The organism is Pigmentiphaga sp. CHJ604, assembly GCF_036972535.1.
Lineage (GTDB): Bacteria > Pseudomonadota > Gammaproteobacteria > Burkholderiales > Burkholderiaceae_B > Pigmentiphaga > Pigmentiphaga daeguensis.
This window is the reverse complement of the sequence record NZ_CP136998.1, coordinates 1,726,412-1,741,273: the sequence shown is the minus strand read 5'-3', so window position 1 is coordinate 1,741,273 and position 14,862 is coordinate 1,726,412. Positions and strand designations below refer to the sequence as shown.

At 61.7% G+C, this 14,862-nt stretch carries 9 protein-coding genes, 2 tRNA genes and 3 rRNA genes; 3 read left to right on the top strand and 11 right to left on the bottom strand.

The genetic code is table 11. From position 1 onward, the window contains the following. Positions 1-511: 511 nt before the first annotated feature. The 3 genes from R4823_RS08395 (at position 512) to R4823_RS08385 (ending at position 3,283) form a co-directional block, all read left to right on the top strand. A complete protein-coding gene (locus R4823_RS08395) occupies positions 512-1,540 on the top strand; it encodes an ABC transporter substrate-binding protein (RefSeq protein ID WP_338618222.1) in 1,029 nt (342 codons plus the stop codon). A gap of 27 nt (positions 1,541-1,567) precedes the next feature. Beyond that, positions 1,568-2,596 carry an ABC transporter substrate-binding protein gene (locus tag R4823_RS08390; protein WP_087838160.1) on the top strand — a complete coding sequence of 343 codons (1,029 nt, stop codon included), beginning with the start codon at positions 1,568-1,570 and terminating at the stop codon, positions 2,594-2,596. Between the two features lie 78 nt (positions 2,597-2,674). After that, on the top strand, positions 2,675-3,283 hold the full coding sequence (locus R4823_RS08385; protein ID WP_279820974.1) for a hypothetical protein: 609 nt from the start codon (positions 2,675-2,677) through the stop codon (positions 3,281-3,283). Positions 3,284-3,350: 67 nt separating this feature from the next. Here R4823_RS08385 and rrf read toward each other — a convergent pair. The 11 genes from rrf to R4823_RS08330 all read right to left on the bottom strand — a co-directional run bounded on the left by rrf (position 3,351) and on the right by R4823_RS08330 (position 14,843). Continuing rightward, a 5S ribosomal RNA gene (rrf, locus tag R4823_RS08380) occupies positions 3,351-3,463 on the bottom strand. A 148-nt stretch (positions 3,464-3,611) separates the two neighbouring features. Beyond that, positions 3,612-6,490 (bottom strand): 23S ribosomal RNA (locus tag R4823_RS08375). A 273-nt stretch (positions 6,491-6,763) separates the two neighbouring features. Then, positions 6,764-6,839: transfer RNA gene (locus tag R4823_RS08370), tRNA-Ala, on the bottom strand. A 24-nt stretch (positions 6,840-6,863) separates the two neighbouring features. Next, positions 6,864-6,940, bottom strand: a tRNA-Ile gene (locus tag R4823_RS08365). Positions 6,941-7,067: 127 nt separating this feature from the next. Then, positions 7,068-8,598: ribosomal RNA gene (locus tag R4823_RS08360) — 16S ribosomal RNA — on the bottom strand. Together the 16S, 23S and 5S rRNA genes with 2 tRNA genes alongside form the textbook arrangement of a ribosomal RNA operon. A gap of 586 nt (positions 8,599-9,184) precedes the next feature. Then, positions 9,185-10,087: a carboxylating nicotinate-nucleotide diphosphorylase gene (gene nadC / locus R4823_RS08355; RefSeq protein WP_087836872.1), complete on the bottom strand. Its 903-nt coding sequence runs from the start codon at positions 10,085-10,087 to the stop codon at positions 9,185-9,187. A gap of 159 nt (positions 10,088-10,246) precedes the next feature. Further along, positions 10,247-11,176 (bottom strand): hypothetical protein, encoded by a 930-nt coding sequence (locus R4823_RS08350; RefSeq protein ID WP_087836871.1) that lies wholly within the window; start codon positions 11,174-11,176, stop codon positions 10,247-10,249. 7 nt (positions 11,177-11,183) lie between these two features. Next, positions 11,184-11,405, bottom strand: a complete 222-nt coding sequence (locus R4823_RS08345; protein WP_087836870.1) for a hypothetical protein — start codon at positions 11,403-11,405, stop codon at positions 11,184-11,186. A 93-nt stretch (positions 11,406-11,498) separates the two neighbouring features. Then, positions 11,499-13,013 carry a 3-hydroxyacyl-CoA dehydrogenase gene (locus R4823_RS08340; protein WP_087836869.1) on the bottom strand — a complete coding sequence of 505 codons (1,515 nt, stop codon included), beginning with the start codon at positions 13,011-13,013 and terminating at the stop codon, positions 11,499-11,501. 25 nt (positions 13,014-13,038) lie between these two features. Then, positions 13,039-14,190: an acyl-CoA dehydrogenase family protein gene (locus R4823_RS08335; protein WP_087836868.1), complete on the bottom strand. Its 1,152-nt coding sequence runs from the start codon at positions 14,188-14,190 to the stop codon at positions 13,039-13,041. An 11-nt stretch (positions 14,191-14,201) separates the two neighbouring features. Continuing rightward, a complete protein-coding gene (locus R4823_RS08330) occupies positions 14,202-14,843 on the bottom strand; it encodes a TetR/AcrR family transcriptional regulator (RefSeq protein WP_087836867.1) in 642 nt (213 codons plus the stop codon). Between the last annotated feature and the right edge of the window lie 19 nt (positions 14,844-14,862).

The following is a 14,862-nucleotide window of genomic DNA, read 5'->3' as shown; positions in this document are numbered from 1 at the left end:
TACGCAGCGACTGGAAGGCGAACCAGCGCTAAAGTTTTGCGCAGCACTGCCGTTAACTTTGGCGTATGAGCGTTATTACATAATTGCGCCCACAATTCAACATGTAAAAAAATACGACATTTCCGGTTTCATGCCCTCCCTGCGAAATCCGCGACGCGTCCATCTTCCTGCAAGGCCGGCCACCATTCGATGGTAAGCGCTCGCCAGCGATTTCCGATGAAAGTGCAACATTCATTGTTGCCGGCATTCTCCCGCCTCCCTAGAGAAACCACTTAGCTCCCGGCATCGGCGCTTCCGCCATCCGCACGGCCGACACGCGCCTGGCCGGGACCTCCCCCCGGGTCCTGTTCACGCCCTGTCTCTCTCGCTTCCATAGCGTATCGAACCATTTGGTCCGAATTGTGACCTCCACGAACGCAGGGAATGACCTGACTTGCCGGCAAGCTTGCGTCAAGTTTAGTATTCGAAAACTATTTTTATATACAAAACAATCAGACAGGAGACAACGACCATGCTCATCGCGCCATTCCTTGGCAGTTCGCTCTCGCCGCAGCAGGCTGCCCGCCGCAGGCTGCTGGCCACGGCAGCCTTTCTCCCCGCCGCCTGCTGGCTGGGCCCCGCACGTGCCGCCCAGGGCGACCTGACCGAGTTCACCTTCACCATGGGCGTGAATACCGTGCCGGGTACGGCGCTGATCGACGCTACCGCCCAGGACCTCGGCCTGTGGCGCAAGCACGGCCTGAAGCCGGTCGTGCCGCCTCCCCTGGGCGGCGGCGACCGGCGGACCTGGAGTCCGGGGGAAGAAAACCACTCCGACGTGCGCCTGTATGGCATGGGTGCGACCATCAACTACCTCAGCAAGGGGGTGGATTTCGTCATCGTCGCGGATCTGGGGACGCGGGCCGAATGGCACATGTGGTCGATGGCCGATCGGCCCGTCGATGCGCGGCAGCTCAAGGGCAAGCGTTTCGCCGTCACGCAGTTGTCGGGCACGGACCGGCTGTATGTCGACCTGTTCCTGAAGTCGCTGGGCGTCAGCCAGGACGACGTCACCCTGGTGCCCACCGGCGGCGTGCCGCAGAACTACCAGGCGCTGCGCAGCGGCCAGGCCGACATCTGGGTAACCACCGAACACGCCGCCATCCTGATCGACCGTGAGCAACGCCTGCAAAGCGTCGCCAGGATCTCCGACTTCGTCGGCAAGGACTGGGATCCCTACGTCATCGTCGCCAAGCGGCGCACGCTGGCCGAACGGCCCGCGCTGGTGAAGGAAGCCGTCGCCACCATCCTGGAGGCCGTCCGGCACATCGACCAGGCCCCCCGCCAGGAAAACGTGGCCCGCCTCATGCAGCGCTTCAAGGTCAACGAGGCCGTCGCCGGCAGGCTGCTATCCACCGTATCGCTGAACCCCACCGGCAAGATCAAGCTGTCGACGATAGAAAAGATGCGCAACCACTACGTGGACACCGGTGTGATCAAACGCGATGCCCTGCCCATCGACGCGATCTTCGATGCCTCGGTCGTCGGCACGGTTGCCTGACATCCCCCTTCCACCCAGGAGAATCCCATGCAGCGCCTTCCGCTTCCCCCCTTCATCCTCCAGCCGGCACGCCGGCGCCTGCTCAAGACCATGGCCGTGCTCCCGGCCGCCGCCTGGCTTCCGGGCTGTGGCGGCGACGGCGATCCCGCGCCGGTCCCCAGCGAACCCACTCCCTTCACCTACGAGATAGGCGTACGGACCGTCCCCGGCACGGCCCTGATCAACGCGACGATCCAGGACCTGGGGCTCTGGGACAAGCACAGCATCAAGCCCGTCGACCCCGTGCCCATCGACGATCGCCGCGAGTGGACGCCCGAAGCCGAGAACAACTGCGACGTCCGGCTCTACGGCATGGGCGCGACCATCAACTATCTGAGCAAGGGCGTCCAGTTCACCATCATCGGCGACCTGGGCACCCGGGCCGAGTGGCACATGTGGACGCTGGCGGACAACCCCATCGCGCTCATCGACCTCAAGGGCAAGCGTTTCGCCGTCACCCAGCTGGCGGGCACCGACCGCTTCTATGTCGACCTCTTCCTGAAGTCGCTCGATGTCAGCCAGGACGACATCGTCTATGTGCCCACCGGCGGCGTGGGCACCAACTACACGGCGCTCAAGGAAGGCAAGGCCGATATCTGGGTCACGACGGAACATACGGGCATCCTGACCGACAGGGACAATCTGCTGCGCAGCATGGCGAAGGTCTCGGACTACGTGGGCACGGACTGGGACCCCTACGTGGTTCTGGCCAAGCGGAGCACGCTGAAGGAGAAACCCGGGCTGGTCCGGGAAGCGGCCACGGCCATCTTCGAAGCCGTGCAACACATCGGCAAGGCGCCGCGCCAGGAAAGCCTCGATCGCCTGATGAAGCTGTTCAAGGTGGACCAGGCCATGGCCGAAAGGCTGTTTGCCACCGTCTCGCTGAATCCTTCGGGCAAGACCAAGCTGTCGACCATAGAGAAAATGCGCAACCACTATATCGAGAACGGGTTGATCACCCCCGAGTCGGCGCCCCTGTCGGCGATCTACGACGCATCCATCCTCGGTACGCGGTAACACTGCTTTACGGGGTGGTCGCGACAAGCGGCCGCCCGGGAAGTTATGGTTGGGGATCGCATTCAGAGGTCTTCGTCCATGATGTCTACACCGCGCCGCTTGGCTGCCTGCGCGACCGCGCTTGCCATCGCGCTGCTGGGCGCTACCGCCCACGCCGAACGCAACCCCTCCCTGGCTGGCCAGACCATCGTCCAATCCGTGGAAGGTGGCCGACATACCAAGGAATACGGCCGCAACGGCCAGTTGATCTATGAAGTCATCGAGCGCCAACGGAGCCGCGGCGGCAAGACAGCCACGGAAGCCGTCGAGCGGGAATGGAGCGAAGACGGCAAGCCCCTGCGCGATCAAACCTTCCTGGGCGGCAACGAGATCAAGGGAACGACCTGGTATCTGAACGGCCAGGTCAAGGAAACCCGCGTGGATCAATCCCTGCGCGAACCCGGCGGCCTGCCCGGCAAGTACGTGGAACGCTTTTCCGACCAGGGCAAGCTGCAGTCCGCGGGCGTATTCCAGGGACAGTTCCGTCCAGTGGGCACACACCGGGAATATGACCCGGCGGGCAAGCTCAAGCGGGAAGTGACCTATGACGCACGCGGCAACCGTTCATCGGAACGCAGCTACGATGCATCCGGTGCCGTCATTGGAAGCGAACGTTTTCTTCCCGACGGTTCGCGTATCCGCGATTGAGAAAAAGCGACGCTTGAAAGACAAAACCCCCGGCCGGGTTTCCGGTCGGGGGTTTTGAGGGAGGGTAGCCTGACGATGACCTACTTTCACAGACGTCCGTCCACTATCATCGGCGCAAAGGCGTTTCACTGTCCTGTTCGGGATGGGAAGGAGTGGGACCACCTTGCTATGGTCGTCAGGCTTTAACTTGTTGGCGGGCTGTTGATCGCGCGCAGGGTTGCTGCGTCGCAGGCTCGAACAACCTGCCCAATTGGAAGAAGCACAACAGTGTTGGTAGCGAGGCTACCTGGTGTGTGACTGCGGCACACGCTACAACCGCCAGGGTTATAGGATCAAGCCGCACGGGCAATTAGTATCGGTTAGCTCAACGCATTACTGCGCTTCCACACCCGACCTATCAACGTCCTGGTCTCGAACGGCCCTTCAGGGGGGTCAAGCCCCCGGGAGATCTTATCTTCAGACGAGTTTCCCGCTTAGATGCCTTCAGCGGTTATCTCTTCCGTACATAGCTACCCGGCAATGCCATTGGCATGACAACCGGTACACCAGCGGTACGTCCATTCCGGTCCTCTCGTACTAGGAACAGGCTCCGTCAAATCTCCAGCGCCCACGGCAGATAGGGACCAAACTGTCTCACGACGTTTTAAACCCAGCTCACGTACCTCTTTAAATGGCGAACAGCCATACCCTTGGGACCGGCTACAGCCCCAGGATGAGATGAGCCGACATCGAGGTGCCAAACACCGCCGTCGATATGAACTCTTGGGCGGTATCAGCCTGTTATCCCCAGAGTACCTTTTATCCGTTGAGCGATGGCCCTTCCATACAGAACCACCGGATCACTATGTCCTGCTTTCGCACCTGTTCGACTTGTCAGTCTCACAGTTAAGCACGCTTATGCCATTGCACTATCAGCACGATTTCCGACCGTACCTAGCGTACCTTCGAACTCCTCCGTTACCCTTTAGGAGGAGACCGCCCCAGTCAAACTGCCCACCATGCACTGTCCCCGACCCGGATAACGGGCCAAGGTTAGAACCGCAAACAAATCAGGGTGGTATTTCAAGGACGGCTCCACCGAATCTAGCGACTCGGTTTCAACGCCTCCCACCTATCCTACACAGACCGGTTCACAGTCCAATGCAAAGCTACAGTAAAGGTTCATGGGGTCTTTCCGTCTAGCCGCGGGTAGATTGCATCATCACAAACATTTCAACTTCGCTGAGTCTCAGGAGGAGACAGTGTGGCCATCGTTACGCCATTCGTGCAGGTCGGAACTTACCCGACAAGGAATTTCGCTACCTTAGGACCGTTATAGTTACGGCCGCCGTTTACCGGGGCTTCGATCAAGAGCTTGCACCCCATCACTTAACCTTCCGGCACCGGGCAGGCGTCACACCCTATACGTCCACTTTCGTGTTTGCAGAGTGCTGTGTTTTTATTAAACAGTCGCAGCCACCGATTCTCTGCGACCCTTTCACGCTCAGCGCGCGGGCGCCTCACGCTACCAGGGCATACCTTCTCCCGAAGTTACGGTATCAATTTGCCGAGTTCCTTCTCCTGAGTTCTCTCAAGCGCCTTAGAATATTCATCCCGTCCACCTGTGTCGGTTTGCGGTACGGTCTCGTTTAACTGAAGCTTAGAGGCTTTTCCTGGGACCACTTCCAATCACTTCGCGAACAAGTTCGCTCGTGCCACACCCTTGAATTACGCACCCGGATTTGCCTAAGTGCCTTCTTCGATGCAGCAACGGGGACTTCCAACACCCCGATGACATTCCGCGATCCGTCCCCCCATCGCATTAAACGACGGTGCTGGAATATTAACCAGCTTCCCATCAGCTACGCATCTCTGCCTCGCCTTAGGGGCCGACTCACCCTACGCCGATGAACGTTGCGTAGGAAACCTTGGACTTACGGCGAGAGGGCCTTTCACCCTCTTTATCGCTACTCATGTCAGCATTCGCACTTCTGATACCTCCAGCAGCCTTTACAAGCCACCTTCGCAGGCTTACAGAACGCTCCCCTACCACGCACAGTAAACTGTGCATCCGCAGCTTCGGTATATCGCTTAGCCCCGTTACATCTTCCGCGCAGGACGACTCGATCAGTGAGCTATTACGCTTTCTTTAAAGGATGGCTGCTTCTAAGCCAACTTCCTGACTGTCTATGCCTTCCCACTTCGTTTCCCACTTAGCGATATTTGGGGACCTTAGCTGGCGGTCTGGGTTGTTTCCCTCTTGAGTCCGGACGTTAGCACCCGGTGCTCTGTCTCCCGAGCTGTACTTCCAGGTATTCGGAGTTTGCAATGGTTTGGTAAGTCGCCATGACCCCCTAGCCATAACAGTGCTCTACCCCCTGGAGTAATACTCGAGGCACTACCTAAATAGTTTTCGGGGAGAACCAGCTATTTCCAGACTTGTTTAGCCTTTCACCCCTATCCACAGCTCATCCCCTAGTTTTTCAACACTAGTGGGTTCGGTCCTCCAGCACGTGTTACCGTGCCTTCAACCTGGCCATGGATAGATCGTCTGGTTTCGGGTCTACACCCAGCGACTGAACGCCCTGTTCGGACTCGCTTTCGCTACGCCTCCCCTATTCGGTTAAGCTTGCCACTGAATGTAAGTCGCTGACCCATTATACAAAAGGTACGCCGTCACCCCACAAGGAGGCTCCGACTGTTTGTATGCATGCGGTTTCAGGATCTATTTCACTCCCCTTCCGGGGTTCTTTTCGCCTTTCCCTCACGGTACTGGTTCACTATCGGTCGATCACGAGTATTTAGCCTTGGAGGATGGTCCCCCCATCTTCAGACAGGATTACACGTGTCCCGCCCTACTTATCGTACGCCTAGTCCCACTTCAGAGATTTCGAATACAGGGCTATCACCTGCTATGGCCGGACTTTCCAGACCGTTCTTCTATCACCGAAGCTAACTCGTACAGGCTCTTCCGATTTCGCTCGCCACTACTTTCGGAATCTCGGTTGATTTCTTTTCCTCGAGTTACTGAGATGTTTCAGTTCACCCGGTTCGCCTCGTTAACCTATGGATTCAGTTAACGATACCGCCGAAGCGGTGGGTTTCCCCATTCGGAAATCTGCGGATCAAAGCTTGTTTGCCAGCTCCCCGCAGCTTATCGCAGGCTACTACGTCCTTCATCGCCTGTGATCGCCAAGGCATCCACCACATGCACTTAGTCGCTTGATCCTATAACCGTAGCGGCTATAGGCTGGTTTACTCTAGCGTTTGTGCCGTTCCAGAACATGAGCATTCTGGAACTGATATATGCAATCACAACCCGTTGTCCGACAATACTCCACTGGCTCTTCACCAGCGTGTCGAACAACATTACTGTTGTTGCTTCTTCCAAATTGTTAAAGAACAGCCAAATCGTACTACACCGAGCCAAAGCCCAGCTTTAAGCACAGCACGCTGCGCTTAAACCTGAATTCTGGTGATCCGAGGAATTCCCACCGAAAATGGTGGAGGTTGACGGGATCGAACCGACGACCCCCTGCTTGCAAAGCAGGTGCTCTCCCAGCTGAGCTAAACCCCCACAGAAACTCACGCTTCTGCATACTGGTGGGTCTGGTTGGATTCGAACCAACGACCCCCGCCTTATCAAGACGGTGCTCTAACCGACTGAGCTACAGACCCATATTCTTCGGATCTGCATCCCAGGCCAAGGAACGTCAAGCATCTTGCGCTTGCCCCTTTTCCTCACCGATCCAGCTTAACGAACAACCGATAAGAGTGGACACTTGATCAAGCGCTTTACGCGCTGAAAGGAGGTGATCCAGCCGCACCTTCCGATACGGCTACCTTGTTACGACTTCACCCCAGTCATGAACCCTACCGTGGTAAGCGCCCTCCTTACGGTTAGGCTACCTACTTCTGGTAGAACCCACTCCCATGGTGTGACGGGCGGTGTGTACAAGACCCGGGAACGTATTCACCGCGACATGCTGATCCGCGATTACTAGCGATTCCGACTTCATGCAGTCGAGTTGCAGACTGCAATCCGGACTACGATCGGGTTTCTGGGATTGGCTCCCCCTCGCGGGTTGGCTGCCCTCTGTCCCGACCATTGTATGACGTGTGAAGCCCTACCCATAAGGGCCATGAGGACCTGACGTCATCCCCACCTTCCTCCGGTTTGTCACCGGCAGTCTCATTAGAGTGCCCTTTCGTAGCAACTAATGACAAGGGTTGCGCTCGTTGCGGGACTTAACCCAACATCTCACGACACGAGCTGACGACGGCCATGCAGCACCTGTGTTCCGGTTCTCTTTCGAGCACTCCCAAATCTCTTCGGGATTCCAGACATGTCAAGGGTAGGTAAGGTTTTTCGCGTTGCATCGAATTAATCCACATCATCCACCGCTTGTGCGGGTCCCCGTCAATTCCTTTGAGTTTTAATCTTGCGACCGTACTCCCCAGGCGGTCAACTTCACGCGTTAGCTGCGCTACCAAGCTCCGAAGAACCCAACAGCTAGTTGACATCGTTTAGGGCGTGGACTACCAGGGTATCTAATCCTGTTTGCTCCCCACGCTTTCGTGCATGAGCGTCAGTGTTATCCCAGGGGGCTGCCTTCGCCATCGGTGTTCCTCCACATATCTACGCATTTCACTGCTACACGTGGAATTCCACCCCCCTCTGACACACTCTAGTTCGGGAGTTAAAAATGCAGTTCCAAGGTTGAGCCCTGGGATTTCACATCTTTCTTTCCGAACCGCCTGCGCACGCTTTACGCCCAGTAATTCCGATTAACGCTTGCACCCTACGTATTACCGCGGCTGCTGGCACGTAGTTAGCCGGTGCTTATTCTGCAGGTACCGTCAGTTACGCCAGATATTAGCCGGCGCCGTTTCTTTCCTGCCAAAAGTGCTTTACAACCCGAAGGCCTTCTTCGCACACGCGGCATGGCTGGATCAGGGTTGCCCCCATTGTCCAAAATTCCCCACTGCTGCCTCCCGTAGGAGTCTGGGCCGTGTCTCAGTCCCAGTGTGGCTGGTCGTCCTCTCAAACCAGCTACGGATCGTCGCCTTGGTAGGCCTTTACCCCACCAACTAGCTAATCCGACATCGGCCGCTCCAATAGTGAGAGGTCTTGCGATCCCCCCCTTTCCCCCGTAGGGCGTATGCGGTATTAGCTACGCTTTCGCGTAGTTATCCCCCGCTACTGGGCACGTTCCGATGCATTACTCACCCGTTCGCCACTCGCCGCCAGACCGAAGTCCGCGCTGCCGTTCGACTTGCATGTGTAAGGCATGCCGCTAGCGTTCAATCTGAGCCAGGATCAAACTCTTCAGTTCAATCTCTAGATTTGTTCGTACTATGGGTCGAAACCCATGGCACGATCGCTTGCGTACTCAAAGAAATTGCAGATAAATGATTTACCTACAAACTTCTTCATATGAGCACTTGATTTCTTTTGCGTCGATCGACTGGTCCGGTTACCCGACCCAACCGTCTCGCGCCCAACCAAGCGCCCACACTTATCGGCTGTTTATTTGTTAAAGAGCGGCACTGCCTACTGCTTCACTTCCCTGCCGTTCGCTGCGCTGTCTTGCTAGCGCTGCGTCATCAGCAGAGAAACGAGATTATGAAGAAGTTTTTTACGTCTGTCAAATCGTCGTTAGCGCTGCCAATTTCGATTCGCTAGACCCTTGCCGCGCTACCACCCTGCCGCAAGGCTCCTTCTTTCGGTCGGCTGATTCGCTGCGCCCGCTTAACGCGTAACCGCTGCCAAAACTGCCTTCCTCACTCTTCGCTTGCTTCGCATCGCTGCGTTGTTTGCGTCGAGAAAGAGACTATAGCACGGTTTTTCTGGCGCGTGCAACTCGCCCCGGGGAACGGGAAGAAAGCCGCTCCCGCAGCTTCCTTCCCTATATATAGCGACTATGCGGGCGCGTGATCCAGCCCGATGTCCAGCACGCCCACGCTGTGCGTCAGCCAGCCGATCGAGATCAGGTCCACGCCGGTACGGGCCACGGCCGGCGCGGTCTGGGGGGTGATGCGCCCCGAGGCCTCGGTCACCGCGCGGCCGTCCACGCGGCGCACCGCCTCGGCCATGGTCTCGACGCTCATGTTGTCCAGCAGGATGGCGTCCACCTTCAATTCCAGCGCCTCGTCCAGCTGTTCCAGCGTATCGACTTCCAGTTCTATCTTCACCAGGTGCCCCACGCCGGCGCGCGCACGCCGCACGGCTTCGGCGACGCTGCCGGCGATCGCCACATGGTTGTCCTTGATCAGCACCGCGTCGTCCAGGCCGAAGCGATGGTTGGAGCCGCCACCCACGCGGACCGCGTATTTCTGCACGATGCGCATCCCCGGCATGGTCTTGCGCGTGCACACCACGCGCGACCGCGCAGCGCCGATGGCATCGACCACCGAGGCCGTCGCCGATGCGATGCCACTCATGTGGCACAGGAAATTGAGCGCGGTGCGCTCGGCCGTCAGCATGGCGCGCGAGTTGCCCTCCACCACCGCGATGACGTCCCCCGGCTGGATACGGCTGCCGTCCGGCTTGCGCACGTCGACACGGATGTCGGGATCGATCAGGCCGAACGCCACGCGCGCCACGTCCATGCCGGCGACCACGCCGGGCTGGCGCGCCACCATGGCCGTACGGCCGCGATGGCCGGCGGGCACGATGGCATTCGTGGTGACGTCGCCGGCGCGGCCCAGGTCTTCCAACAGGGTGGCGCGCACCAGGGGCTCGATCATGACCGAGGGCAGCGGCGCGATGTCCCAGGCCTCGTGGGCACCCCGGGCATGGGCGCTGAGGTTATTTATGCTCATTATGAGTATTTTCCGTTGAAAAAAATCGCGGCTCTAGCCGTGCTCTTTATGCTAGATATGAGCATAAGGGCTGTCAATACGTGGAAACCTGAAAGAGACGATCCAGTGGCTTAGGCCGGCTCCCGCCAAAAGGAGGCGGGCACAGGCCGGGAATGGGCCCTAGTTGCCGCGAACCAGCGGGAGCTTGCTGCCGCTCAGGGCACGCTCCAGCATCACGTCGCCGCGGAAGCGGAAGAGCTTGGCCGGGCGCCCCGGCGTCTCGGTGGACAGCGCGCCGGTTTCCTCGACCAGCTGCTGCTGCTCGATGAAACGGCGGAAGTTCTGCTTGTGCAGCGACCGCCCGGCCAGCGCCTCGACGGCCTGCTGCAATTGCAGCAGCGTGAAGGACGGCGGCATCAGCTCGAACACCACCGGGCGGTATTTGATCTTGGCCCGCAGGCGCGCGATGCCCGTGGCCAGGATGCGGCGGTGGTCGTGTCGCATGGGCTCGCCCAGGTGGGGCAGCCCGGTCCTGCCGGCGCGGCGGATGGCTTCGTGCACCAGCCCCGCCTCGAACAGGAGTTCGTAGCGCTGCAGGACCAGTTCCTCGTTCCAGGCACGGCCGTCCAGGCCGAAACAGACCTCGGCCCGTTGCAGCCGGGCCCGGCGCTGCGCGGCATCGGCGCCCGCCCGGCACCATGCGCGCAGCGCGCCATCGATCAGTTCTCCCAGTTCGGCCGACGGCGCGCGCCTGTCCTCCCAGGGGAAATAGCGGTACCACCCGTGCCAGGCGGCATCGGCGCCGGAAACCGGCCCCTGCCGGGTCAGGGCCAGATAGCTGATGGAAATGACGCGCTGCTCGGTGTTCTGTTCGGTGCGGTCGCGGTCGGCGAAGGTATAGAGCTGCTCGACGTAGCCCAGCGGATGGTGCGTCTGCTCCTCCACCCAGGCCCGCAGGCCGGCCTGCAGCGAGCGGTGGCCGGACTCGAAGGGTCCGGACGGCAGCATGCGTCCATCGTGCGTGGTCAGGACCAGCGGCTCGGCGTCGGTGGCGGCGACGAGCACCGCGACCAGCTCGGCCGCCAGGGGGTGTTGGCTGGCGACAGTCAAGGGCGTCTCATTTCCTGCGCAAGTCGCTCCAGTCCGCGGTGGTGATGGCCAGCACGGCCGCCACCCAGGTCACCATCATCGCCAGCCAGCCGGTATAGCTGGGGTAGCCCCTGGACAGCACATAGGCGCTGCAGCCGATCGCCACCAGCACCAGCCATGGCGCGCGGCGGCGCGCGTAGCTGCTGCGCGTGTCCTCGGGCTGCCGGCGGGGGTCCATGAAGAGTCCCATTACATCCTCCATCAAACAGCGCCGCATTTTAGAAGATATGGCGCCGTCCCCGCCGATCTCTTTCGTGACCGCGCCCGCGCGCGGTGCACGGGGCTAGCGATCGAGCAGCGACATCCCCAGCTGGGCCCGGCGCTGCAGCCACAGGCTGGGCCGATAGCGCATGTCGCCGGTCACGCGCACGATGTTGCGCAGGATCTCGACGATGCGCGGGGCGCCCAGCGCGTCGCCCATGGCCAGCGGCCCCTTGGGATAGCCCAGGCCCAGCGTGACGGCGCGGTCGATGTCCTCGGGCGTGGCAATGCCCTGCTGGGCGATCTCGCAGGCGATGTTGACGATGGTGGCGACGATGCGCTGGGCGACGAAGCCCGGCGAATCCTGGACCAGCGTCACCGGCGCGCCGTCGGAGGCGAAGCGGGCCACGGCGGCGTCCCGCCACGCCTGCGCGGTCAGCGGCGTAGCCATGAGGGTGCGGCGGCGCCCCTCGGGCAGGCCGTGCAGGACGTCCACCGCCACCGTGCGGCGGGCATCCAGGCCCTGGTCGCACGCCGCCGTGGTGGCATCCTCGCCCAGGGGCGTGACCACGATCAAGGCATCGTCGCCGGGACGGTCGCCCTGCTGCACCCGCGCCCCCAGGCGCTCCAGCAGCTCGACCACCACCGCCCGCGCCTCCGGGCGCGCCGGCGATACCCAGACCTCGGGCATCTGCGCGACCGAAGGGGGCGGGACCTCGGGCGCGGCCTGCTTCTTGCCATCGGCATAGGTGTAGAAACCCTGGCCCGTCTTGCGGCCCAGCAGTCCGCCGGCCAGGCGCACCGTGGTCAGCGGCGAGGGGCGGAAACGCGGCTCGTCGAAGAACTGGCGGTAGATGGACTCCATGACCGGATGCGAGACGTCCAGGCCGGTCAGGTCCATCAGCTCGAAGGGCCCCATGCGGAACCCCGCCTGGCCGGTCATGATGGCATCGACCTGGGCGCAATCGGCCACGCCTTCCTGCAGCACCCGCAGCCCTTCGGTATTCAGGCCCCGGCCGGCGTGGTTGACGATGAAGCCGGGCATGTCCTTGGCGCGCACGGGCGTGTGTCCCATGCGGCGGGCCAGTTCGGCCAGCGCGTCGCCCACCTCCGGATCGCTGCGCAGGCCGTCGATGACCTCCACCACCTTCATCAGCGGGACGGGGTTGAAGAAATGGTAGCCCGCCACGCGCGCGGGCAGCCGGCATGCCGCGGCGATCGCGGTGATGGACAGGGACGAGGTGTTCGAGGCCAGGATGCACGTTTCTGCAACGATGTCCTCGAGCTGCCGGAACAGCCCCTGCTTGGCATCCAGCCGTTCGACGATGGCCTCGACCACGAGCTCGCAGTCGCGCAACCGTCCCAGGTCCTCGCACAGGGTGAGCGCCTGCAGTGCCGCCTCGGCCCGGGGCGCTTCCAGCTTGCCCTTCTGCACCAGCTTGTCCCAGGTGTCGCGCAGGCTGTCGCGCGCCGACGCGAGCGCCGCCTGGGCGGTGTCGTACAGGTAGACGCGCAGCCCCGCCTGGGCCGCGATCTGGGCGATGCCCCGTCCCATGGCGCCCGCGCCGACTATCCCCACGCTATTGATCCGTGCCATTTATTCCTGCCTCCCTTGGCGGCCCTCAGGCCGTGTGCGCCTTGATGGTTTCGCGCGCGATGACGAGTTGCTGTATTTGCGAGGTTCCCTCGTACAGGCGGAACAGGCGGACGTCGCGATAGAAGCGTTCGACCGCGTATTCGGCAATGTAGCCCGATCCGCCGTGGATCTGCACGGCGCGGTCGGCTGTCCGCCCGACCATTTCGGTGGCGAACAGCTTGCAGCAGGAAGCCTCCAGGGTCGTCGGTTCGCCCCGATCGCGCTTGCGGGCCGCGTCCAGCACCATGGTCCGGGCGGCATAGGCTTCGGTCTGGCTGTCGGCGATCATGGCCTGGATCAACTGGAAATCGGCGATGGGCTGGCCGAACTGCTTGCGTTCGGTGGCGTAGCGCACGGATTCGGCGATCAGCCGTTCGGCCATGCCGACGCAGACGGCCGAGATGTGCAGGCGGCCCTTGTCCAGCACGCGCATGGCGGTGCGAAAGCCGTTGCCCTCTTCCCCGCCCAGCAGGGCGCTGGCGGGCACGCGGCAATCGTCGAATACGATGTCGCAGGTCAGCGAGCCGGCCTGGCCCATCTTGCGGTCCGGCTTGCCCAGGGTGATGCCGGGCGTGCCGGCCTCGACCAGGAAGCACGAGATCGCACCCGCCCCGCGCCCCTCTCCCGTGCGGGCCATGACGGTGTACAGGCCGGCGATGGGGGCGTTGGTGATGAAACGCTTGGTGCCGTTCAGGACGTAATGGTCGCCGTCGCGGCGCGCCGAGGTCCGCAGCGACAGCGCATCGGACCCCGCGTCCGGCTCGGTCAGCGCGAACGAGCCGATCAGTTCGCCGCTGGCCAGGCGCGGCAGGTAGTGCTTGCGCTGCTCGTCGGTACCCGCCAGCACGATGGCCTGCGAACCGATGCCGATATTCGTGCCCGCCAGCGACCGGAAGGCCGGCGACGTGCGGCCCAGCTCCATCGCGATCAACACCTCTTCTTCCATGTTCAGGCCCAGCCCGCCGTATTCGGGCGCGATGGACAGGCCGAACAGGCCCAGCGCCTGCATCTCTTCGCGCACCTGCGGCGGAATCACGCCGGTTTCGGCCACTTCGGCCTCGAGCGGAACCAGGCGCTCGGCCACGAACGTGCGCGTGGCCTCGATCAGCAAATTCAAGGTATCGGCATCCAACGACATGACAGTCCCCATCAGGAAGTGGCCGCCGGCCTGACGCACAGGCCGGCGGATAGAAGTTCGAAATAGTCGAGCGCGATCTGTTCGGCCGTGCTGCCGTGGCCGGGCTTGAACCAGCGCGCCATCCAGTTGAGCAGGGACAGCACGGCGCGGCCCGAGGTCACGACCTGCCCCGGCCGGAACACGCCTTCGCGCGCGCCCTGCTCCAGGATCTGGCGCAGCAGCCGTTCGTAGGCGTCGCGCAGCCGCGCGGCGTCGTCGCGGTAGCTGGGGCTCATGCCGCTGAAGCCCACCAGCATGGCGACGAAACTCCAGTAGTTGCGTTCCAGGTAGGCGGCATGCGCCGTCATGAAGACGCGCAGCTTGTCCAGCGGGGCCGGCTGGGCGTTCACGGCCGGCACGACGACATCGGTCAGGCCTTGCAGCGCCTGCAGGATGATGGCGTCGTAGATGTCCTGCTTGGTGGCGAAGTAGTGATAGATGGCCGGCTTAGAGACACCGATGGCGGCGGCCAGTTCGCCGATGGAGCTGCTTTCGTAGCCGCTTTGCGCGAACAGCTTCGAGGCTTCCAGCAGGATGCGCTCGCGCGCGTCGGCCACCACGGGCGGGCGGCCCTGGCGGCGCCGGGGAGCGGGGTGGGAAGCGGGTGCGGACATGGCAGGCTTATTTACTTAC